A 20,209-nucleotide genomic window follows, 5' to 3' on the forward strand; every position below is an offset into this window, starting at 1 on the left:
GCGGGGGATTCTTGACCGGTCTCATCCAAACAAAGGAGCCGAAAATGGCTGAAGGAACTGGACTCCTCAGGCGGTTTTACGAAGAAGTGCTGGTGGGCGGAAATCTCGCCCTGATCGACGAGTTTGTGCTGGACGACATCCAGGACCACGTGGAGCCGATGCCCGGGCAGCCGCAGGGAAAGGACGGCGTGAAGTTCTACACCAACGTCATCCGTACGGCGTTCCCCGACCTCAGCGTCAAATTGGAACCCGCATTCGCCGACGGCAATCTGGAGGCCTCCCACGTTGTGATGTCCGGGACGCACAAGGGGGAGTTCATGGGTATTCCGGCAAGCGGCAAGAGCGTGCAATTCAGCAACACCGACATCATCCGGATCGACGACGGGAAGGTGGCCGAACACTGGGGATCCTCCGACACGCTTAGCCTCATGCAGCAGATCGGGGCCGCGCCGGTCGCACCGGCCTGATCCGCCCCGGCCCTCCGCCTGCGCCGCTTCCCCGGCTTAATGCCCGACGGCTTAATGCCCGACGCCGGGGCTCACCACGTGCGGCACCGTCCCGTGGCGGTGCCGCACCCTTAGGCGTGCGCGTCCGCTGAAGTTTCCGCTGCTGCGGCCACGACGGCGGCTGGTGCCTCCGCCGCAGCGGCAACAGGCGCAACGTAACCGGCCTCTTTCGGCCCGGGCGGGTAGGCGTGCCGGCGCCCGGTCACCGTGATCACGAGCGCGGCGACGACCGGCACAGCAGCCGCGACAGGCACCATCAGCGGTCCCGCCGTGGTGAGGGCGGCTGCGCCGTAGAGGGCGCCGATCGTGATGCCCAGTTGGATGGTCAGCACGGTGAGGCCGTTGGCGGCTTCACGGTACTCCTTGCCGGCACGGAGGATGGCGGACTGGTTGTAGATGCCGATTGCGCCGAAGGCCGCTCCCCATATCCCCATGAGCACCAGTGCTCCGGGGACTGTTCTCCCGCCCAGCGGAAGGACGAGGAACGCGGCGGCGATGACCGCCGTCGTAATCAGCAGCGAGCGGCGCGGCCGCATGTCCACGGTGATGCCGGCGATCCAGATGCCCACCAGTCCGGAGAACCCCAGGACGGTGAGGGAAAGGGTGATGGTGTAGTCGGGCAGGCCGGCCTCGCGGAGAAACGGCGCGATGAAGGTGAACAGCGCGAAGTGCGCCATGAGCATCAGCGGCCACGCGATGGCCACCGATTTCACGCCGGGCTGGCCGATGGCCTTGCGCAGGGACGGCCGAGGCGCGTCGGGGAGCCGGCGGACGGCGGGCAGCAGCCACATGGCAAGTCCCGCGAGGACCACGCTGGTGCCCGCCAGCAGCAGGAAGGATGCGCGCCAGCCGATCAGCCCGCCCAGTGCGGTGCCGAGCGGCGCGCCAATGGCGAGGCCCAGGCTGTTGCCGCTGAAGACGATGGCCATCGCCTTGCCTACCTTGTGGGCGGGGACAATGCGGGCAACGAAGGGCGCCATCGCGGTCCAGAGCAGGCCGTGCGCTATGCCGCCCACCAGTCGGGCGGCAAGGGCGGCGCCGAAGTCGGACACCAGGCCCACCAGGGCATTGCTGATAGTGAAGGTCAGCACGAGCGCCACCAGGAGTGTGTGCCGGGGGATGCGGGCGAGGAGCATGGCGGCCGGGATCACCGTGGCCACGATGATGGCGGCGTACCCGGCGGTGAGATAGCCGGCCACAGGCTCGGACACGTTGAGGCCGGCGCTGATCTGGGGGAGCAGGCCGGAGGGCAGCAGTTCGGTGGTGATGGCGGTGAAGCCGATCATCGACAGCACCAGCAGCGCGCCGAAGGGCATGCGGTCACGTGCGGAAGCGGAGGTCGCGGGAGACACTGGTGTGGATCCTTTTCAGGGAGTGGGGAGGAACGCGGCGCCTGTTGCCGGGGTCCTCCACTCAAATTACCTGATTTATTTGGCGTGAGGCAGGGTCTGCCAGACCCACCCTGACGGGAATATTTCGGCGTTGCCGGGTCACGGCAGCCAGCCAGTGACGAAGCCACCCCGGGAGGGGCCGGGACTGCCGGCGGGCTCCGCCGTTGGCCCCTGTCCGGGCGCACTGCCTTCCGTGAGCGAGAGGCTACGCCCGTAGGTGGAACACAGCTCCTGCACCGGGTGTGCGGTGCAGTCCCAGCCGGCCGCTTCCAGAAGCTCGGCAGGGTCCGGCGGATCGGCCCGGGCCAGCAGTTCGTCCATGGACAGGCCGGTCTGGAGGCTGAATTCGCGTAGCTTCGCTTCAACATCGTCGGTAGCGGGCAGCGGGACCGCCCTTTCAATCACGGCCCGCGATCCCGACGGCGACAATTCGGCTACCGCCTGCAGCAGAGTGAGCTGGGCTGCGGCATCGAGGTAGGGCAGGACGCCTTCGACCACCCAGGTGGCAGGCTGCTGCGGGTCGAATCCGGCGGCCAGGAGCGGACCGCGCCACGGCCGTGAGAGATCGGCGGCCACTGTGATCAGCTCGCACGCGGGCTGCGCGGCCAGAGCTGTCATCACGGATGCCTTGAACTCCAGGACGTTGGCGAAATCGACCTCGAGGACGCGGGCGCCGGCAGGCCACGGGAGCCGGAAGGCGCGGGTGTCCAGCCCGGCGCCGAGGATCACGGTCTGCCGGCTGGTCTGCGGGCCCGACGCCAGGAAGTCGTCGATGAAACGGGTCCGCAGGCCGAGGTAGATGGAGGCGAGAAGCAGCGGCTGCTGCAGGGGAGGGGAGCTTTCGGGGTTGGCCGGCCACACCGTCGGCAGCTCTACTCGGGAATGGGCGGCGTCCACCAGGGCAGCAGCAAACGGATCCACCACGAGCGGGTCGGCCCGGGAGGTTTCGACGGCACGGCCGGCAGCCACGGCAAGGGCTGTCAGCGGCAGCCCGTGGTCGTCCAGTTCTGTCAATTTCTTGCCTCCGGAGATGTGGTGCGTGAGTGTTATGGCTGCTCTTGTCTGCTCAAGATATCCTCATGCATGCCGGGCGCCTACGGACTTTGCGGAACCCGTTGTCAGCACAATGCAGAGAGCCTACGCTGTGCCCACGGCCCCACCCCGGGGACCGTTTCCAGACAGGAAAGACCATGACCAAGTATCTTTTTGAAGCGAATTACGTGGGCGAGGGAATCAAGGGGCTCATGCGCGAAGGCGGTACCAAGCGGCGTGAGGCGCTGGTCCAGGCCCTTGATTCCGTAGGAGGATCGCTCGAGAGCTTTTACTACGCCTTCGGGGACACTGACGTCCTTGGCGTGTTCGAGGTCCCCAGCTCGGCCGACGCCGCCGCCCTTTCGCTGATGATCAATTCGACGGGCAGCGTGAACGTCCGCCTGAAGCCGCTCATGACGCCGGAAGACATCGACGACGCAGCCAAGAAGACACCGGCGTACCGGGCTCCCGGGCAGTAACGCGGGGCGCTGGCGGGGACAGTCCCGGCAGGCAGCCGCTCGGTTGCCGCCGCCCACCTCACTGTCACATGTCTAGGGTTCCCGCAGCAGCGGCGCTCACCTGTCGGTCTATCCACCGCCCTTGATCTTCCGCCAGCCGCCCGCGCGGTTGTTGGCGATGATCGTGCGAAACATCTCGCCGAGCGCTTCCTCGTTCACGGATTCGCCCTCGCGGAAGGCGACGGTGCGGGCTGTTTTGTTGCTGTGCCCGGCGGTGATGATGTTGTGCGGATCCGGGACAATGCCGCCGTCGTACATAAACACGTTCACGTGATCCTTCGCCGCCAGGAGGGCGCAGATGTTCCCATCCAGGACGAAGTAGGGCTGGACGGTGCGTTTGATGGTTTCCTCGACGGCGGGATCCGCGGCGTGGACCAGGTCGCGGACCTGCCGGCAAATGGCCTGCTGCCAGGCCGGAAGCACTTCGATGTAGCGGTCCACGCGCGGGTCTTTGGTGTAGTCCATGGCTGCGTTCGTGGCCTCAGCGGGCGGTGATCTGCTCGCGCAGGATGTCCGCATGCCCGCAGTGCTGGGCGAGTTCGCGCAGCATGTGCAGGTACACCCAGCGCAGCGGCAGCGGGCCGCGGCGGTTGCCGCGGAGCACGTCGTCGAGCTCCAGGACCGAGGTGGCGCGGACGGAAGCCTCGCACGCTTCGCGGTGTGCCTGTTGGACGGACCCAATGGTGTCCCGGTCAGTGAGGATGAACGATTCATCGGGGGTGGCCGGGATACCGATCTCGGCGCGGGATCGGCACGTGATGGCTTCGTCAAACCAGACCTTCTCCACGAAGGTGGCGTGCTTCACCAGGCCCAGCAGCGTGGTCCGCGACGGCACCAGGGACCGCCGCGCCTGCTCCTCGGTCAGCCCGTCCAGACAGGCATTAAGCATGCTGCGGTGCTCATTGATGAATGCCTCGAACTGGACGCGGGCGGGCTGGTTGATGACGTCTTCGGCGAAGGTGGCGGGGAGGGCAGGCATGTGTGAAGTATTGCAAGGCCGTCCATTCGGGGCAACGGCCCGGCCGTTGTGCTCCCGGGACGACGGCGTCCTCCCGCCTAAGAGGCTGAGCGCCGGTTGCGCGCCAGGCGCACCAGCTGGCTGAAAGCGAAGACGAAAACGGCCTCGATCAGCGCCATCAGTCCGAGCAGCAGCCACTGCCCCTGGCTGATGAACACGACGGCGCCGGTGAGAACCAGCACGGTTCCGAGGACCAGCGCATACACGGCGAAGCCGAAGGCCACCTTGGCGCTGCGCACGCCGGTGCGGAAGCCGAAGCCCATCGGCTCTCCGCCGGGGAGCCCCTCAACGCGGTCGGGGCCGGCGGGTTGGAGCTTGTCGAACTCTTCCCACGGATCCCGGCTCTGGTCCTGATCGGTCATAACTCCATTATCCCGCGCGTCGCCTGGCCCTATGCCGTGGCGACGCATCCGTGCGAGCATGGGCCTCACTGACACACAGCAAGGGGACCTGATGAAATCCAACGAACTGCTGCTGGATGCCTTCGGCCGGATCCGCGAGACCGTGGAGGCAACCCTTGACGGGGTGGACGACGGCGTCCTTGCCCGCCGCCCCGCCGGCACAGGTAACTCGATCGCCTGGCTGATCTGGCACCTGGGCCGGGTGGAGGACGCGCAGGTGGCCGCGGCCGCTGGCCTGGACCAGGTTTGGACTTCGCAGGGGTTTGTGGGCCGCTTCAAGCTGCCGCTTCGCGAGCGCGACACCGGGTACGGCCATTCGAGCGCCCAAGTCGATTCCGTGAAGGCCCCGGCGGCGCTGCTGCTCGAATACTACGACGCCGTCCACCGGCAGACCGCGGACTTCCTGCAGACCCTCGGCGACGACGACTTGGACCGCGTCGTGGACACCCGCTGGGACCCGCCGGTCACCCTCGGGGTGCGGCTCGTCAGTACGATCGCCGACTGCCTCCAGCATGTGGGGCAGGCCGCCTACGCGAAGGGCCTGAAACACTGACGGACTGAGCGGAAGCCGCTATTTTGCGGTGAGGTTGATGCTGACCCGCCATGTGTCGTCCAGAGCCGGGTCAGCTTCGATGCACACCCTTGAGGTGCTTCCATCCTTTTCCTTGTCCTCGAGGCAGCCGCTGAACAGGCCCATGGGCGGCCCGGAGGTTTTCATGCCCAGCCGGGAAGCGGCGTCCGCCAGGCCAACCCTGTGGGGGACTGCCCAGGTGGCGCTCAGCCGGACGCAGGGGATATCGATCGACAGGCAGCCGCTCTCCACCTTCGGGTCAGAACGCCCCACGAGTTGCCAGTCACTCTCCGGCAGGTTGTCGGCCTTGGCCGTCATCGCCCGGGCCTTAGCCTCATGGCTGCCGCCATTGTTGATGAGGCTCGCCACAGAGGCGCAGCCGGCGAAGAGGACGGCAACGATCAACGCGGTTGCAACTCCAACGCCACCAAGTACCCAGCCGAGCTTGCCCTTCTTCCGCGGAGGCCGGAATGGCTGCTGAGACTGGAACTGCTGCTGAGGTGGTCCGTATTGTGATCCTTGCCGTTGTCCGTGCTGAGGGCCGTGGCCCGGCGGTTGTGCCATTTCGTTGTCCCCCTGATGTCGCCTGACAGTCGGTCATGACTCTACTGGCTGAGGTACATAGGATGGGGCCACCTCTCCCTGAGCTGCGGAGGCGGTTCCCGACTTAGCCGCGGCTCGCGAGGACCGCCTGCAGCTTCTCGAACGAATCAGTCCAGCCGCCGCGGTGCAGGTCCAGCCGCTCCTCCGTGAGGAACGGTCCCTGTGACAGCGCCAGGCGCGTGCCGTCGTCGGCCGTCTGGAGCGAAAGGTCGACGACGGTCTCCCGGTCGTCCGGCGTCGGCTCCTCCCAGCGGAACGTGTACACGAGACGAAATGGCGGGTCGATCTCCCGGAACTCGCCGGAGAGGTGGAACGGTTCTCCGTCCGGCGGCGCCATGAGGAACCGGTAGCGGCCGCCCTCCACGAGGTTCACGTCGGCTGACGGGATGACGAAGCCGTGCGGGCCCCACCACTTCTCCAGCTCGGACGATTCCGTCAGCATCCGGAAGATTTCTTCCGGACGGGCAGGAAGCGTGCACTCCAGGTTCAGGACCAGCACGCCGGTTTCCTCGTTCATCGTTCAACTCTGGCATCCCGCGGACACGGGCGAAAGACGCTGACGAAAGAACCGGACCTACCGGTTGTGCCTCGCCCACAACTGCAGCCACAGCAGCAGGCGCGTCTCGGGGTCATCCACGTCGATGCCGAAGAGGGCCTGCACCCGGGACAGTCGGTAGCGGACAGTGTTCACGTGGACGTCCAGGGCCTTGGCGGCCTCGACAGCGTTGCCGCCGCGCCCAGCGCGGCCACGACGGGGCGTGAGAGAAGCCGCCGCCGCGTTCTGGACAATCTTGAGCAGCGCGCCGCGCTGAACTGCAGGGACGATTCAGTGCTCTGCGGCAGGGCGATGTACACGATGCCGTCGGAGAGCCCCCAGACCGCGGAGGGCAGCCGGATGGCGCAGGCGGTCCGGACGGTGTGCACGGAATCCGGCACGTGCATGCGCAGCATCGAGCTTCGCCGCGTCTCGTCGATGGGCTGGTCCGGGAGGGTGGAATAGGCCAGGATCGTCTGCTCCGGATCGGCTATCGCAATGGCACCGCCGGCCTGGGCCGCGACGGTGTTGGCCAGGTCGAACAGGTCCCCGGGGCGGATGTCCACCAGGGTTCGGCCTGACTGCCGGTGCGGGATGACGGCGGCGTCCATGATCTCCGCCAGCTGGTTCCACGGCACGGAGTCGGAAGCCCTCAAGAGCACCACCCCCGTTTCCCTTGCTGCTGCCCGGAGTGCCGTGTCCGGCTTCCCGCTGGTCTTGTAGACGATGGCCACGTACCCGGCGTCCTTGAGCTCCTGGACCTTGGCCCGCAGGCGCTTTCCGGACAGCGACAGGCCTATGGCCAGGGCAACAGCGCCGGGGAACGTGGCGGCGTCGAGGACTACGACGTACGCTGCCGGACACGGTCCGGCCGGAGCACGGTAACGGTCAGCCAGGTGACGGCGCTGCACACCCCGGCACCCCAGGCGATGTCGGTCACGGCCACCAGGACGGGGAAGTCCTTCAGCACGGCCAGCGCGGTCAGGGCCCAGGTTGCGTAGGTGAAGAAACCGAACAAGGCTGCGCCCGTCACCCGCTGCCGCAGGGTGGCGCCGGCATCGTTGGGCCGGATGCCGTAGTGCACGATGCCCACGACAAAGATCAGGTAGAAGACGACGGCGCCGGCGAGGTTCACGCTGGGCGCCAGCAGGTCCCCGATCTGGCTTTCGTACTGCCTGTTGGCCACGGTGAGGATCCAGGCAACGTCGATGACGGCGAAGACGACGGCCGCGGCCGCGTAGGCGAGCAGCCACTTTTTGACTCGGACGTTCATGCTTGGCTCCTTGGCTGGGCGTAGAGGGTTTCGACGATGTGCCGGGTGCGTTCGGCAAAGGCCGTGCGCTTGAGCTTCATGGTGGGCGTCACTATACCGCTGGCCTCACTGAGGTCGGTGAGCAGCAGCACGAAGCGGCGCACCTGCTCGGACTGCGCGATCTTCGCGTTCGCGGCACTGACAGCGCTGCCGATCGCGGCGAGGAGCCGCGCGTCGTCGACCTGGACTGCGCCGCCGTCGTCCGGGATCCGCAAACCGGCCAGGTCCGCGATGCCCTCGCGCGCGGCCCAGGCCGCGACGGATTCCGGGTCCAGCAGCACGAGGCCGCCGAGGTACGGTTTGCCCTCTCCCACCATTACGGCGTGGGCCACCAGGGGGTCGCCCTCCACGTAGCCTTCCCAGATGGCGGGGGAGATGGTCTTGCCGCCCGCGGTGACAATGACGTCCTTCAGCCGGCCCGTGAGGGTGAGCCGTCCCGTCGCGTCGAGCCGGCCGAGGTCCCCGGTGCGGAAGAACCCCTCCGCGAACGCGTCCGTGTTGTCCGAGGGCTTGCGGTAGCCGGCAAAGACGCCCACGCCGCGGGCCAGCACCTCGCCCTGCTCCGAGATGCGCACGGTGGTTCCCGGCATGGGGACGCCCACGGAGCCTGACACGATCGCGCCGGGCATGTTGCCGGTCAGCGGAGCGGTGGTCTCGGTGAGGCCGTAGCCCTCGATCACCGGCAGGGACAGGCCGCGGAAGAACAGGGACAGCTCGGCGTCTAGGGCGGCCGCACCGGACAGCAGGTAGTCGAGCCGTCCGCCCATCAGCTTCCGCAGCCGGGCGTAGAACAGGCGGTCGTACAGGGCATGCCGCAGCCGCAGGCCCGGGCCGGCCTTGGCCGCCGGGTCGGCGTCGCGGGCCTCGGCGAACCGGCCCCACGCCACCGCGGTGCGCTGCGCCGAAGCCCACACCCGACCCAGGCGCTTCTTCGCCGCGGCGCCCGCAGCGGACGCCTGGATCTTCTGCAGAACGCGGGGGACCACCACCAGGAACGTCGGCCGCAGGACGCCCAGGGCGGGAACGACGTCCCGGGGATCGGACAGGTGCGCGATGCGCATGCCGTTGGCCAGGCAGATCAGCTGCAGTCCGCGCGCCAGCACATGGGCCATGGGCAGGAAGATGATGGTGTTGCCGCCTTCGCGGACCACTTCGGTGTAGGCGGCCCCCACGTTCAGCACCTGCCCCACGAAATTGCCATGGGTGATCAGGGCACCTTTCGGCGCGGCGGTGGTGCCGGAGGTGTACACGATGGTGGCCACTGAGTCGAGGTCCGCCAGCAGGCGCCGCTCCTCGACGGCGGCATCCGAAATTCCGGCGCCGCGGACCACGAGGTCAGCCAGGTCAGCGCCCGGGCAGGCGTCCATCGTCCAGACGCCCAGGGCCGGCATCCCGGCCTGCTCGAATCCCCGCTCCAGCAGGACCGCGTGCCCGGCGGTACCGGCAATCGCGAGGCGCACCGCTGCGTCGCCGAGGATCGCGGCCACCTGGGGAGCTGCCGACGTCTCGTAGATGGGCACGACGACGGCGCCGGCGAACCACGCTGCCATGTCGGCCAGCGCCCACTCGTACCGGGTGGGGGACATGATGGCCAGCGATTCGCCGGGCTGGAGCCCGACGGCGATGAGGCCCTTGGCCAGGGCACGCACCTCGTCCACGAACTGGCGGGTGGTCACCCGGCGCCACGGTTCCGTGATCGCAGCGTTCGCGGCGCGCACCTCGAAGGCGACGTGGTCCGGGGCGGTCCGGAACCGGTGCATCAGGAGCTCGGTCGCGTTCCGGTGAACGGACGGCTCAACGAGCAGCGGGGTGGTGGACTCTCTCATTGGCTGTCCTTCTCGGAAAGTGTGCGGAGGTGGTCACGCATCAGGTGCCGGGCGACGTCGAGGAAATCCGCCACGGCGCTCTGCTGTGCGGCGGGCAGGGCCTTGAGGTGCTGATCCGTGGCCGTCATCAGGGGCCGCATCAGGGCCATGATTCCTTTGGCGGATTCCGGGGTGGCGCTCACTTGGACCTGACGGCGGTCGTCCGCGCCGCGGTGCCGGGCCACGTAGCCGCGGCTTTCCAGCCGGTTCACGATGGCAGTGGTGGTGGCCGGAGTTGCGCCGAGCTCCTCGGCGAGCTTGCCCACCGTGACCGGTCCGGACAGTTCGACCGCCGACAGGGCGCGGAAGTCGGTCAGGTTGATCCCCAGCCCGCGGGCGATTTCGCGCTCGGTTTCGTTGGCAAGGGTGAACAGGCCCTGCAGTGCCACGGCGGCCGGGTGGAAAGGCGTTGCACTCGCGGCCCCACCTGCTTGCATTTGCATGTAACCACCCTACTCAATAAAGTTATATGTTCAAACAGGATTGAATAGTAGGCTGGCTAGCAGATTGACTCCCGGGTGCTCTTGTCGTGCCGGCGTCTGAAAGGAAGCTTTGATGAAGGAATCGGACCGTAAAGCGCTCATCAGTCTTCCGGTGGTTGTGGTCATCGGGGCATTGGTTGCCGCGGCCGGCAGCCAGGCCGGCGCAGTACTGGGCGGTTTCCCCCTGTTCGCCGTGGGAGTCGGGGCTGCGTTCCTCATCCAGTGGCTGGCGTTCATCCCCGCCTTCAAGGCGCAGACCGAAAAGTTCTACGACCTCACCGGCGCCCTGACGTACATCTCCATCACCCTCCTCCTGGTCCTGCTCACCCCGGGCGTGGATGCCCGGGGGCTTCTGCTCGCGGCAATGGTGGTGGCGTGGGCCGCGCGGCTGGGAAGCTTCCTGTTCCGCCGGGTCAGCAGGCACGGCAAGGACGACCGCTTCGACGAGATCAAGCCCTCGTTCCTCCGGTTCCTGAACGCCTGGACCATTCAGGGCCTCTGGGTGGTCCTCACCGCAGCAGCTGCCTGGATTGCCATTACGAGCGCCACCCGCGTGGCACTTGACGGGTGGGCCCTCGCGGGCTTTGTGGTGTGGGCGGCCGGCTTCGGCATCGAGATCGTGGCGGACAACCAGAAGGGCCGGTTCAAGGCGGACCCTGCCAATGACGGCAAGTTCATCTCCACGGGGTTGTGGTCGAAATCCCGCCACCCCAACTACTTCGGCGAGATTGTGCTCTGGATCGGTGTGCTCCTCATCGCCATCCCGGTGCTGGAAGGCTGGCAGTGGGTGGCCTTGCTCTCGCCGGTGTTCGTGGCGCTGCTGCTCATCAAAGCCAGCGGAATCCCGCTCCTGGAGAAGAAGGCCGATTCGAAATGGGGCGGCCAGGCCGATTATGAGGCGTACAAGAAGAACACCCCGGTCCTCATCCCCAGGCTCTAGACCGCCGGCTGCCCGGTCACGGGCGTCACCCGGATCCGGGCGATGCGGAGCCTGTCCATGGCGAGCACCGTCAGCACTTGGCCCGGCACCTGCACCCGGTCCCCGACCACGGGCAGGCGGCCCAGGCGGGAGATGACGAACCCGGCCACTGTCTCGTAGCGGCCCTCCGGCAGGGTGATGCCGGTGGCAGCGGCGAATTCCTGCAGGATCAGGCCGCCGTCCACGTCGATGGATCCGTTGGCCACGGTGACGCGGTCCTCGTGGTCGGCCCCGGTGTCGTATTCGTCGTAGATTTCGCCCACCAACTCCTCGACCAGGTCCTCCAGCGTGACGATGCCGTCGGTGCCGCCGTATTCGTCCACCACCAGCGCGATGTGGTGGCCCAGCCGGCGCATCCGCGACAGCGTCGGCAGCACCCGGTTGGTTCCCGGCAGGGGGAGGAGTTCGCGGACGATGTCCTTCACCAGCCCCTGGTCCTGCTGTTCAGTCCGGGTCATCAGGTCCCGGATGTGGACGAAGCCCAGGACGTCGTCCGGGGTCCTGCCGATCACAGGGAACCGCGAATACGGGCCGTCCCGGACCATGCTGCGTGCGTCGGCAATAGTCATGGTGCCGTCAATGAAGGTCACTTCGGTGCGGGGGCGCATGACCTCCTGCAGTGTGCGGTCCCCGGCGCCGAACACGTCGGTCAGGATGTGCCGGCTGCTCTCTTCCAGCAGGTCGCTCTCCGCCACCATGTCCCAGAGTTCCTCGGAGCTGATCCCCTCCCGCTTGGCGTGCGGGTCACCGCCAAAGAGCCGGACCACGGCGTCGGTGGAAACGGACAGCAGCCAGATGACGGGCCGCATGACCTCGGAAAGGACCACCAGCGGCGGGGCCAGGACCTTGGTGAAGCCGACGGCGCTCTGCATAGCCAGCCTTTTGGGCACCAGCTCGCCCAGCACCAGGGACAGGTAGGCCACCAGCAGGGTTATGCCGATAAAGGCCACCGGCTCGGCCGCGGCGCCGAACCCCGCGCCTTTCAGGATGGGTTCGATGTCGGGTGAAATGGTGGACGCGCCGTAGGCGGCTGAGAAGAAGCCGGAGAGCGTCACGCCGATCTGCACGGTGGAGAGGAACCGGTTGGGGTTGCGGGCCAGCGCAGCGGCCCGGGCGCCGCGTTTGCCGGCCTTCTCGATCATGCGCACCTGGCTTTCCCGGAGGGAAATGAGCGCCATTTCGGTGGCTGCAAAGACGCCGCCCAGCAGTACGAAGAAGAGAACCAAGGCGAAGTTGACCAACGTGCCGCTGTCCATAGCCTGACACTACCGAATGCGGTCAACAACCGGTCAGGTAGCGAGCGTCAGCAGTTTCCCGTCCGTCACGGCCTGGCGGGACAGCGTTTTGTAGCCCGCCTGCTCGAACAGCACCGTGATCGTGTCCTCCTCGTGCCGCATCACCAGGCCGGGCCCCCATTCCTTATGTACAACTGAGGCTTGGAGCGGAAATGGGTCACCGCCCGCGGCGGCCGCTGCGGCGTCGTCGTAATCCTCCTCGTAGGCGGAGCCGTCGGTGCAGGTATCGCAGTTGCCGCAGGGCTCGGGGAGGTTCTCGCCGAAGTAGCCCAGCAGGAACTGGCGGCGGCAGGCGTCGGTCTCGGCGTAGCCGCGCATCATCTCGATGCGGGAGCGGTCCACCCGCTGGCGTGCTTCGGCGTGTTCGACGGCGCGTTCCACCACCGCGGGCAGCTTGGCGCCCGCTTCCAGCCGGATGCCGCGCTTGCCGGTGCGGACGGCGCGGGTTTCCTGCAACTGGTTCAGCAGCCCGGTGAGCTTCCGCGGAGAGAATCCGGTCTGCTCGGCGAGGGCCTTCTGCCTGACCGGCCCGCCGGCGTCGCGCAGTGCCTGGAGAACAGTGAAGAGGGATTCCTCGTCCGTGGTGTGGGTGCCGAAGAACTTGCGGAGGCCCAGGTCCTCGGAGCGGTAGTGCAGGACGGCGGAGGCGGGTTCGCCGTCGCGCCCGGAGCGGCCGATCTCCTGGTAGTAGCTGTCCAGCGAGTCGGGGATGTCGGCGTGAATGACGAAGCGGACGTTGGGTTTGTCGATGCCCATGCCGAAGGCGGTGGTGGCCACCACCACGTCCAGTTCGTCGTCGAGGAACTGCTGGTGGACGCGGTCCCGCTCGCCCTGCTTCCGGCCGGCGTGGTAGGCCTCAGCGCGCAGGCCCAGGGCAGTGAGTTCGGCCGCGTAGGCCTCGGTGTCCTTGCGGGTGGCGGCGTACAGCAGGCCCGGACTCTTGAGTTCGGCCACCTGGCGGGTCACGGCGCGGCGCTTGTCCTTGTCCTTGTGGTGGCGGATGACTTCCAGCCGGATGTTGGGCCGGTCGAAGCCGTGCACCAGGACCAGCGGGTCCACCATGTGCAGGCGCTGCTGGATCTCCTCGCGCACCGGAGGAGAAGCAGTGGCGGTAAGGCCGACGACGGGCGGGTTGCCCAGTTGCGCGCGGACCTCGCCGAGGCGTAGATAGTCGGGGCGGAAGTCGTGGCCCCACGAGGAGACGCAGTGGGCCTCGTCCACCACGAACAGCGGGACGTCCAGGGCCGCGAGCCGTTCTACGGTTTCGGTCTTGGCGAGCTGTTCGGGAGCGAGGAACACGAACACCGCGTCGCCGTTCTCCGCGGCTTCCCAGGCGGCGTTGTTTTCGGAATCGCTGTGGCCGGAGTTGATGGCGACGGCGGCGTGGCCGCCGAGCGTTTCCAGCAGCCCGTCCAGCTGGTCCTCCTGCAGGGCGATCAGCGGGGAAACCACGACGGCGGGACCGCGGCTTGCGCTGCCTTGGTGCAGTTGCAGCGCGGCCACCTGGTAGATGGCGGACTTGCCGTAGCCGGTGGGCATCACGGCCAGGACGTCCCGGCCGGTGACGAGGGCGCGCATTCCGGCGAGCTGGCCGGCGCGGAGGCGGGGGAGTCCGAAGGTGTCCGCGGCGAGCTGGCGGAGTTCTGTGCTGGTGGGTTCTGCGGGGGCAAGCGCCTCGGCCATGATGGCAGCTCCGTGTGGTGGTGCGATCCGATGGCCGGGCGTCTTCAGCCGAGGGATCCAGCATAACGCGTGCCGGGAGGTCGCAGCGGGCGGCGGAACGCGTACGTTCAGCCGCCCGCTCCAGGAAACGAAGCCGCTATTTTGCGGGGGTGACCGTTGCTTCGTAGGTGAGGATTTCCGTGCCGTTGCCTTCTTCGGCATCGTCCGGCGCCACGTGCATCGTCAGATGGTTGCCTTCCGCCGTGAGCTTGAAGGGGTTCCGGGTGGCCACGTGACCGGCCGTGGACCACTTTTGGAACGGCACATCATGCAGGGTCGTCTTCCTGGCAAGGTCGATCAGGGCCATGCCGCCCAGTTCGTAGGTGGCCGCCGTGCCGCCTGCCGCCGGGGCCTGGGGCAGGTTGGCGACCCCTGCGCACAAGGCCTGGGAATTGGCCACGTACTGGCAGTCCTGGTAGTCGATGAAGTGGTTCGGGTTCTGCCAGGTGCTGAGCTGCTTGCCGTTGAGGTTCCATTCGGCGAACCTCCGGGAGCCCCACGTGTTGCCGATCAGATGCCCGGTCCGGCGGTCCATGACGATGCCGCCAAAGTGGTCGGGGACCTCGAACTGCTTCTGCGGCTCCAGGGTCGCGGCGTCAACGCTGTAGATGATCGAGCTGCTGTTGGGCCGGTACTGTGCCACGCTCACCCAGATGTTCTTCCCGTCGAAGTCCAGCCCGCCCGGGTGGTACATGTCGCCTTCGCCCAGGATGATGTCCTTCTGCAGGTTCCCGGCTTTGTCCATCACAAACAGGTGCCCGACGCCCTTCCCGGCCGTGCGGTCGTACCCGTCGCGCGGCGCAGGGTATTTAACGGTGGGCTCAACTATTTCCACGGACGACAGGAAGATGTGATCCTCCGTGTAGGCGATGCCCTGGGGATGGAATGTGGGGAAGCCGAGCTTGAGCTTGCCTGTCATCTCCCAGTTGGTGGAACGGTCCACGGCCTTGAAGCTGTCGGCCAATGCCGTGTCGGCGGCGTGGCGGTCACTGTCGCCGGGCTCGGGCGCAGCCTGGGCGGCAATGCCGCTGCCTGCGGCGAGGACGATGACGGCAGCGGCGGCTGTCAGGGCGCCGCGGGTGCGAATGCGGTTCATGGGGATGCCTTTCAAGAGTCAGATGGTAAGGACCGGCGTGCGGCGATTTTCCCTAGACGGCGCCCGGTTCCAGCGAGTACTGCTTCGGCAGCTTCATCGAGTGCTCGGCCATGACCTCACGCAGCCGGTCGGGATAATCGGTGATGATCCCGTCAACACCGGCGGAAATGAGGGCGCGCATGGTCGGCTTGTCGTCGACAGTCCACGGCATAACCTGCATCCCGGCGTCGTGGGCACGGTTGACCATGTCCGCCGTGACGTACGGGACGTATCCCGGGTCCTCCACGGTTCCGTTTTGCGGTGTGCCGTGGACCGGGGAGATGGCGTCGAACCCCAGGTGGGAGGCGGCGTTGACCAGGTCTCCGCCAAAGTCGTCCGCGTCGATGCCGCCAAGCCACGGGGAACTGCCCGGTTGGCCGGCCTGCAGGAAGTCCTTGTTGGTCAGGGCGACGGTTCGGATCCGGGGGTCGGCCGCCTGGACCAGCCGCAGTGAGCCCCAGTCGAAGCTCTGGATGGATACGCGCTGCTGCATGTTGGCGGCCTTGATTTCCTTCAGTGCGACGGCCACGAACTGTTCACGGGGTGCGGTCTGCTCCGGGGCGCCGGCCTCCACCTTCGTTTCGATGTTGAATTTCACCTGGCTGGCCCGGTAGGAGTCCACCAGTGCAAAAACCTCCGCGAGCGTGGGCATCTTTTCGCCGGGTGCGGCCTGCTGCCCGGGGAACTGGGGGAGGGTGAGGCTTCCGCAATCGAGGGTACGCACCTGGTCGAACGTCAGGTCTTTGACGTATTTGCCGGCGTAGGGAAACAACGGGTCCCCGGGCGTCGCGGGTGAGGTATCCGCGCACTTCTTGTCGCTGATCTTGCGGTCGTGAGTGATGACTTCCCGGCCGTCCTTGGTTATCTGGAGGTCGAGTTCAAGAGTGGTCACACCCGTCTCGAGCGCCTTGGCAAACGCAGGAAGCGTGGACTCGACCGTCAGCCCGATTCCTCCGCGGTGGGCCTGGATGTCAAAGTGGTTAGCGGTGCCGTTCGGGTTGGTGTCGGCAGCCTGCGCCGGAAGGGGTGTCCCCAGCGCCAGGCCTGCGCACATGGCGGCCGCGGTCAGCAGCTTTGCGGTGTTCATTTGTGGGTCTCCAAATCGGTGTCATGCCCGTTTACGAGCGGCATCCAGTCTGGTCATCCACCGGAAACGAGGCGCTTCCTGACGGTGGAGGAGACATGACGGACTGGTGAACTCGGAAGTGAACTCTTAGTTCCGCCGGAATGCACAAGGCCGGCTCAAGACTCCATCAAGGTTGGACGAAGATCTCCGCAGGTTCATCATTACGCTGCCGCACGAGAAATACGCTTCTGGTTAGCAAGATTTCGGCTTAAGAAAAAGGCCCGGCTATATGCCGGGCCTTTATTAATGGGGGAAAAGAATGTCGAACTATGTGACCCTTCTGGGGTCCACTCCTGCCGGGGAGGACCCGAGGCCGCCACGCAAGCCACGCGCTTCCACTTTCATTGTTGGGGCCATCACGGCGCTCTTTATGCTCCTGGGTGCGCTCAGCGGCGGTCTTGGGGGCGCACTGGTTTTCCTGGCCATCGCGGCGGGACTCACCGGCCTCTATGTCCTGGCGACTGGCCGCCGTTCCTGGGCGTGGCTTCCGGCCAGGCGTAAGGCGGGGGCTATTGCCCTGGCCGTTTCATTTGCACTGTTTATCGGCGGCGCCGTTGCCTTGCCGCGGACTTCCTCGTGGAACGCTGAGGCGGCCTCATCCGAGGGCACCGCCTCGCCCGCCGCCGCTGCGGCGAGTGCAACTGCCAAGGCGACGCCTGCGCCGTCGTCCTCTCCGACTGCGCAGGAAACGGGCGAGCCGCTGGATCCTGACAGTCCTTACCTCCTGGCACAGGGGGTCAACGTAACGGCACCGAAGGCCCAGCCGGCTTTCGCCACCAAGGCGGTGGACCTGCTGGCCACCCTTGCCATCAAGGGCCGGGCGCCGAAGACGGGCTATGACCGTGCCCTGTTCGGGCAGGCGTGGGCCGACGTTGACCGGAACGGCTGCGACACCCGGAACGACATCCTCAAACGTGACCTGACGGGCATCACCTACACGAACAGCGTCCCTTGCAAGGTGCAGTCGGGAACGCTGGCGGATCCCTACACGGGCACCAGCATCAGCTTCCTGCGGGGGAGCGGGACCAGCAGCAAGGTCCAGATCGACCATGTTGTGGCACTGAGCGACGCCTGGCAGAAGGGCGCGCAGCAGCTGACCACGGAACAGCGGACAGCCTTCGCCAATGATCCGCTGAACCTGCAGGCGACCGACGGTCCCACGAACATCAAAAAGGGCGACGGCGACGCCGCCACCTGGCTGCCGCCGAACAAGGGTTTCCGGTGTGAATACGTTGCCCGGCAGATCTCCGTGAAGGCAACGTACAGCCTGTGGGTCACCCAGGCGGAGCACGATGCGATGGCCCGGATCCTGGCCGATTGCTCGGGCCAGCTGGCACCGACGAACGAGCAGGCCCCCGCCGCTGCGGCACCCGCACCGGCGCCGGCACCCGCCGCCGTCGAACCTGCGCCTTTTGTGGCAGTGCCCGCCCCGGCAGCGCCTGCTCCCGCTGTGGTGGCCCCGGCTCCTGTTGCTCCGGCACCTGTTGTCCAGGCTCCAGCTCCCGTTGCGCCGGCCCCGGCTGCCGCCTACTACGCCAACTGTGCCGCGGCCAGGGCTGCAGGTGCGGCGCCGCTGTACGCAGGGTCGGCAGGCTACCGCCCGGCGCTGGACCGCGACTCCGACGGCATTGCCTGCGAAAGCTAACCAGACCAATCACTCCACCGTTCCAAACTTTCCTAGGGGGAAAAATGAAAAAGATGTTGACACTGGTAGTCCTAACCGGCCTCATGCTGACCGGATGCGGCGGTCAGCAGGCGGCATCGTCCGCAACCGCTGTTGCAGACGTCTCAGACGCTGTCACGGTTCCCAGCGTGATGGGCATGACCCTGGATAAGGCCACGGATCAGCTGGAAAACCTTGGGCTCAAGGTCAAGGCGGACGACACCGCCGACGGCAAAATGATCATGTCCAAGAAGAACTGGCAGGTGACGTCCCAGGACCCCGCGGAGGGCGCGAAGGTGGCGAAGGACTCCACCGTGCACCTCGGCGTCAAGAACCTCGAGAAGGAGGCGGCGGAAAAGGCCGCCGCGGACAAGGCGGCTGCAGAGAAGGCTGCGGCGGCAAAGGCTGCTGCGGACAAGGCTGCGGCCGATAAGGCCGCGGCAGATAAGGCGGCAGCTGACAAGGCTGCAGCAGATGCGGCTGCGGCTGCTGCCGCGAAGGTGGCCGCCGAGCAGGCTGCGGCTCAAAAGGCAGCCCCTCCGGCGCAGGTTCCCGCTGCGCCGGCGCCGGCACCGGCGCCGGTAGCTCCCGCCGCTCCGGCCACCGCGTACTATCCCAACTGTGCCGCCGTCAAGGCCGCAGGTGCCGCGCCGCTCTACTCCGGCCAGCCCGGTTACAGCACCAGCCTTGACCGCGATCGCGACGGCGTGGCCTGCGAGAAATAGCCGCCGCTTTCCGGAGCAGCTGTTCTGCCGTGGATGCCTTCCTTCGCTGGAAGGTAACCACGGCAGACGGCTTTAAGGACAAAGACTCCTTATCGGACAGGTGAACTAGTGCACCGTTTCCCTCTGCCGTGGCTCTGGTTCGCGCTCCTTAGGACTTAGGATCGAGTCGGATTTGAGCGCAAGCAGCCCTGACAGCAGCGCCGCGGCCAAGATTGACGCAAACGCCATGGACGACGAAACACCCATGAGATACGTGGCAGCCGTGAGGCTGAGTGGGCTGGATACCGTCTCCAGAAACTGGACGGCCGTCATGGTCTTGCCGAGATCAGTGGAGGGAATCTGTTGGTGGATAAGGGATGTGCGCCCCACGGTCCAGGCAATGCCTCCGGTACAGACGATAAAGAGAGCACTGGCCACAGCGATCCACGAAGGGATGAAGAAGAGCAACGAGCCCCCAGCCATAAGCCACGAGGAACGTTGCATGAGAATGTTTGGACGCCAACTGGAAAACAGGCCGGACAGGATTGATCCGCAAAACAGGCCTGCGGCCGCGGCCGCGCCAACAATCCCCACTTCGGTAGTTGAGCCGCCCAGGCCAGCCGAGGTCTGGAAGATGGCCAGGGTTGAGAGAGGCGCGGACAGAAAGCCGATCAGGACAACTGTCCCGGCGAAACGCCACCAACCGTGGAGTTGAGAGAGTCTCCTGTACCCCGCGGAAAGTTCCTGAATAAAGCCCGGCCGATCGGGCACGTTGCCTGGACGGTCCGGCCACGGCAGGAAGTTCATGATCATTGCGATGACGGTGAATGAGACAGCGTCCACTGCCAGCAACCACCAGGGACCCCAGACAGCACTCAAAGCTCCGCCGATGGCCGGCCCCACGATGGAAGCCGATGTCCATGCCGTAGAGACTGATGCATTGAACTTTGCCGTGCCGTCGCCATACATTTTCGGGATTGCAACGAAGGTTGCAGTTCTTGCGAACATGTCGAGGCTGCCGCGCAGGAAGGCGCCGAGTACAAGAACCCAAAATGGTGTGTGCCAGGGCCCGATAAGCAGCGCCATAGCTGCAACTACCAGCGCCTGACCCCAGTATCCAATGTGGGTCATGGTGCGCGGCGACATACGGTCGGCCAGTCCTCCGATGAGCACTCCGGGAAAGGCCTTTGGCAGCTGGGATGCGACGGCAACGATGGACATCTGGGCAAGGCTGCCGCTGGTTTGCAGCACGATGAGCGGCAGGGCGATGTTGTACGCGCCCCCGCCAAGCGAATTAACCCACATTCCCGTCAGGTGCAGGCGCCGCTGCCATGGCTTTGCTGGAGACAAT

At 66.5% G+C, this 20,209-nt stretch carries 23 protein-coding genes; 6 read left to right on the forward strand and 17 right to left on the reverse strand.

The window, feature by feature from the left end:
• Positions 1-44: 44 nt before the first annotated feature.
• Positions 45-467 carry an ester cyclase gene (locus ARTH_RS04755; RefSeq protein ID WP_011690795.1) on the forward strand — a complete coding sequence of 141 codons (423 nt, stop codon included), beginning with the start codon at positions 45-47 and terminating at the stop codon, positions 465-467.
• A gap of 110 nt (positions 468-577) precedes the next feature.
• On the opposite strand, the gene ARTH_RS04760 is transcribed toward ARTH_RS04755, so the two are convergent.
• Positions 578-1,858: an MFS transporter gene (locus tag ARTH_RS04760; RefSeq protein WP_011690796.1), complete on the reverse strand. Its 1,281-nt coding sequence runs from the start codon at positions 1,856-1,858 to the stop codon at positions 578-580.
• A gap of 138 nt (positions 1,859-1,996) precedes the next feature.
• Positions 1,997-2,911 (reverse strand): SAM-dependent methyltransferase, encoded by a 915-nt coding sequence (locus tag ARTH_RS04765; protein ID WP_011690797.1) that lies wholly within the window; start codon positions 2,909-2,911, stop codon positions 1,997-1,999.
• Positions 2,912-3,087: 176 nt separating this feature from the next.
• Between ARTH_RS04765 and ARTH_RS04770 the strand changes: the two genes are divergently transcribed.
• Positions 3,088-3,408, forward strand: coding sequence for a GYD domain-containing protein (locus ARTH_RS04770; RefSeq protein WP_011690798.1), 321 nt, complete (start codon positions 3,088-3,090; stop codon positions 3,406-3,408).
• Positions 3,409-3,516: 108 nt separating this feature from the next.
• On the opposite strand, the gene ARTH_RS04775 is transcribed toward ARTH_RS04770, so the two are convergent.
• The 3 genes from ARTH_RS04775 to ARTH_RS04785 all read right to left on the reverse strand — a co-directional run bounded on the left by ARTH_RS04775 (position 3,517) and on the right by ARTH_RS04785 (position 4,827).
• Positions 3,517-3,912: a DUF1801 domain-containing protein gene (locus tag ARTH_RS04775; RefSeq protein WP_011690799.1), complete on the reverse strand. Its 396-nt coding sequence runs from the start codon at positions 3,910-3,912 to the stop codon at positions 3,517-3,519.
• A gap of 16 nt (positions 3,913-3,928) precedes the next feature.
• Positions 3,929-4,426 carry a DinB family protein gene (locus tag ARTH_RS04780; protein WP_011690800.1) on the reverse strand — a complete coding sequence of 166 codons (498 nt, stop codon included), beginning with the start codon at positions 4,424-4,426 and terminating at the stop codon, positions 3,929-3,931.
• Between the two features lie 77 nt (positions 4,427-4,503).
• Positions 4,504-4,827 (reverse strand): hypothetical protein, encoded by a 324-nt coding sequence (locus ARTH_RS04785; protein WP_043429440.1) that lies wholly within the window; start codon positions 4,825-4,827, stop codon positions 4,504-4,506.
• Between the two features lie 91 nt (positions 4,828-4,918).
• Here ARTH_RS04785 and ARTH_RS04790 point away from each other — a divergent pair, with 91 nt between their 5' ends.
• Positions 4,919-5,419: a mycothiol transferase gene (locus tag ARTH_RS04790; RefSeq protein WP_011690802.1), complete on the forward strand. Its 501-nt coding sequence runs from the start codon at positions 4,919-4,921 to the stop codon at positions 5,417-5,419.
• 18 nt (positions 5,420-5,437) lie between these two features.
• Here ARTH_RS04790 and ARTH_RS04795 read toward each other — a convergent pair whose 3' ends face one another.
• From ARTH_RS04795 to ARTH_RS04820, 7 genes are all read right to left on the reverse strand, one after another.
• Positions 5,438-5,842, reverse strand: a complete 405-nt coding sequence (locus tag ARTH_RS04795) for a hypothetical protein (protein WP_043429442.1) — start codon at positions 5,840-5,842, stop codon at positions 5,438-5,440.
• Positions 5,843-6,104: 262 nt separating this feature from the next.
• Complete coding sequence (locus ARTH_RS04800; RefSeq protein WP_011690804.1) at positions 6,105-6,557, reverse strand: SRPBCC family protein; 453 nt, start codon at positions 6,555-6,557, stop codon at positions 6,105-6,107.
• 57 nt (positions 6,558-6,614) lie between these two features.
• Positions 6,615-6,731: a helix-turn-helix domain-containing protein gene (locus tag ARTH_RS24190; RefSeq protein ID WP_011690805.1), complete on the reverse strand. Its 117-nt coding sequence runs from the start codon at positions 6,729-6,731 to the stop codon at positions 6,615-6,617.
• Positions 6,728-7,486 carry a hypothetical protein gene (locus ARTH_RS24195; RefSeq protein ID WP_011690806.1) on the reverse strand — a complete coding sequence of 253 codons (759 nt, stop codon included), beginning with the start codon at positions 7,484-7,486 and terminating at the stop codon, positions 6,728-6,730. Before ARTH_RS24195 ends, ARTH_RS24190 begins: the two co-directional genes overlap by 4 nt.
• Positions 7,417-7,848 (reverse strand): DUF2177 family protein, encoded by a 432-nt coding sequence (locus ARTH_RS04810; RefSeq protein WP_011690807.1) that lies wholly within the window; start codon positions 7,846-7,848, stop codon positions 7,417-7,419. Before ARTH_RS04810 ends, ARTH_RS24195 begins: the two co-directional genes overlap by 70 nt.
• Positions 7,845-9,713, reverse strand: a complete 1,869-nt coding sequence (locus tag ARTH_RS04815) for an AMP-dependent synthetase/ligase (RefSeq protein WP_011690808.1) — start codon at positions 9,711-9,713, stop codon at positions 7,845-7,847. Before ARTH_RS04815 ends, ARTH_RS04810 begins: the two co-directional genes overlap by 4 nt.
• A complete protein-coding gene (locus ARTH_RS04820) occupies positions 9,710-10,195 on the reverse strand; it encodes a MarR family winged helix-turn-helix transcriptional regulator (protein ID WP_011690809.1) in 486 nt (161 codons plus the stop codon). Before ARTH_RS04820 ends, ARTH_RS04815 begins: the two co-directional genes overlap by 4 nt.
• A gap of 112 nt (positions 10,196-10,307) precedes the next feature.
• Here ARTH_RS04820 and ARTH_RS04825 point away from each other — a divergent pair, with 112 nt between their 5' ends.
• The gene (locus ARTH_RS04825; RefSeq protein WP_011690810.1) at positions 10,308-11,174 is read left to right on the forward strand and encodes a DUF1295 domain-containing protein; all 867 of its coding nucleotides are present in this window, start codon (positions 10,308-10,310) and stop codon (positions 11,172-11,174) included.
• On the opposite strand, the gene ARTH_RS04830 is transcribed toward ARTH_RS04825, so the two are convergent.
• The 4 genes from ARTH_RS04830 to ARTH_RS04845 form a co-directional block, all read right to left on the reverse strand.
• Positions 11,171-12,469: a hemolysin family protein gene (locus ARTH_RS04830; RefSeq protein ID WP_011690811.1), complete on the reverse strand. Its 1,299-nt coding sequence runs from the start codon at positions 12,467-12,469 to the stop codon at positions 11,171-11,173. The two genes, ARTH_RS04825 and ARTH_RS04830, sit on opposite strands and share 4 nt — an antisense overlap.
• 33 nt (positions 12,470-12,502) lie before the next feature.
• The gene (locus ARTH_RS04835; protein ID WP_011690812.1) at positions 12,503-14,191 is read right to left on the reverse strand and encodes a RecQ family ATP-dependent DNA helicase; all 1,689 of its coding nucleotides are present in this window, start codon (positions 14,189-14,191) and stop codon (positions 12,503-12,505) included.
• 136 nt (positions 14,192-14,327) lie between these two features.
• On the reverse strand, positions 14,328-15,326 hold the full coding sequence (locus ARTH_RS04840; protein ID WP_011690813.1) for a DUF6454 family protein: 999 nt from the start codon (positions 15,324-15,326) through the stop codon (positions 14,328-14,330).
• A gap of 52 nt (positions 15,327-15,378) precedes the next feature.
• Positions 15,379-16,452 carry a glycerophosphodiester phosphodiesterase gene (locus ARTH_RS04845; RefSeq protein WP_011690814.1) on the reverse strand — a complete coding sequence of 358 codons (1,074 nt, stop codon included), beginning with the start codon at positions 16,450-16,452 and terminating at the stop codon, positions 15,379-15,381.
• A 310-nt stretch (positions 16,453-16,762) separates the two neighbouring features.
• On the opposite strand from ARTH_RS04845, the gene ARTH_RS04850 reads away from it, so the two are divergent.
• Complete coding sequence (locus ARTH_RS04850) at positions 16,763-18,136, forward strand: GmrSD restriction endonuclease domain-containing protein (RefSeq protein ID WP_232223582.1); 1,374 nt, start codon at positions 16,763-16,765, stop codon at positions 18,134-18,136.
• A gap of 44 nt (positions 18,137-18,180) precedes the next feature.
• A complete protein-coding gene (locus ARTH_RS04855; RefSeq protein WP_011690816.1) occupies positions 18,181-18,879 on the forward strand; it encodes an excalibur calcium-binding domain-containing protein in 699 nt (232 codons plus the stop codon).
• A 105-nt stretch (positions 18,880-18,984) separates the two neighbouring features.
• Here the strand turns inward: ARTH_RS04855 and ARTH_RS04860 are convergent, their stop codons facing one another.
• A complete protein-coding gene (locus tag ARTH_RS04860; protein WP_011690817.1) occupies positions 18,985-20,208 on the reverse strand; it encodes an MFS transporter in 1,224 nt (407 codons plus the stop codon).
• Position 20,209 lies beyond the last annotated feature (1 nt).

It is taken from the genome of Arthrobacter sp. FB24 (assembly GCF_000196235.1).
GTDB lineage: Bacteria > Actinomycetota > Actinomycetes > Actinomycetales > Micrococcaceae > Arthrobacter.

Coding starts and splice junctions, on each gene's coding strand:
- ARTH_RS04845 (WP_011690814.1), bottom strand. CDS start 16,452: ATGAACACCGCAAAGCTGCTGACCGCGGCCGCCATGTGCGCAGGCCTG.
- ARTH_RS04780 (WP_011690800.1), bottom strand. CDS start 4,426: ATGCCTGCCCTCCCCGCCACCTTCGCCGAAGACGTCATCAACCAGCCC.
- ARTH_RS04755 (WP_011690795.1), top strand. CDS start 45: ATGGCTGAAGGAACTGGACTCCTCAGGCGGTTTTACGAAGAAGTGCTG.
- ARTH_RS04815 (WP_011690808.1), bottom strand. CDS start 9,713: ATGAGAGAGTCCACCACCCCGCTGCTCGTTGAGCCGTCCGTTCACCGG.
- ARTH_RS04840 (WP_011690813.1), bottom strand. CDS start 15,326: ATGAACCGCATTCGCACCCGCGGCGCCCTGACAGCCGCCGCTGCCGTC.
- ARTH_RS04800 (WP_011690804.1), bottom strand. CDS start 6,557: ATGAACGAGGAAACCGGCGTGCTGGTCCTGAACCTGGAGTGCACGCTT.
- ARTH_RS04835 (WP_011690812.1), bottom strand. CDS start 14,191: ATGGCCGAGGCGCTTGCCCCCGCAGAACCCACCAGCACAGAACTCCGC.
- ARTH_RS04820 (WP_011690809.1), bottom strand. CDS start 10,195: ATGCAAATGCAAGCAGGTGGGGCCGCGAGTGCAACGCCTTTCCACCCG.
- ARTH_RS04790 (WP_011690802.1), top strand. CDS start 4,919: ATGAAATCCAACGAACTGCTGCTGGATGCCTTCGGCCGGATCCGCGAG.
- ARTH_RS04775 (WP_011690799.1), bottom strand. CDS start 3,912: ATGGACTACACCAAAGACCCGCGCGTGGACCGCTACATCGAAGTGCTT.
- ARTH_RS04830 (WP_011690811.1), bottom strand. CDS start 12,469: ATGGACAGCGGCACGTTGGTCAACTTCGCCTTGGTTCTCTTCTTCGTA.
- ARTH_RS04770 (WP_011690798.1), top strand. CDS start 3,088: ATGACCAAGTATCTTTTTGAAGCGAATTACGTGGGCGAGGGAATCAAG.
- ARTH_RS04785 (WP_043429440.1), bottom strand. CDS start 4,827: ATGACCGATCAGGACCAGAGCCGGGATCCGTGGGAAGAGTTCGACAAG.
- ARTH_RS04825 (WP_011690810.1), top strand. CDS start 10,308: ATGAAGGAATCGGACCGTAAAGCGCTCATCAGTCTTCCGGTGGTTGTG.
- ARTH_RS04810 (WP_011690807.1), bottom strand. CDS start 7,848: ATGAACGTCCGAGTCAAAAAGTGGCTGCTCGCCTACGCGGCCGCGGCC.
- ARTH_RS04855 (WP_011690816.1), top strand. CDS start 18,181: ATGAAAAAGATGTTGACACTGGTAGTCCTAACCGGCCTCATGCTGACC.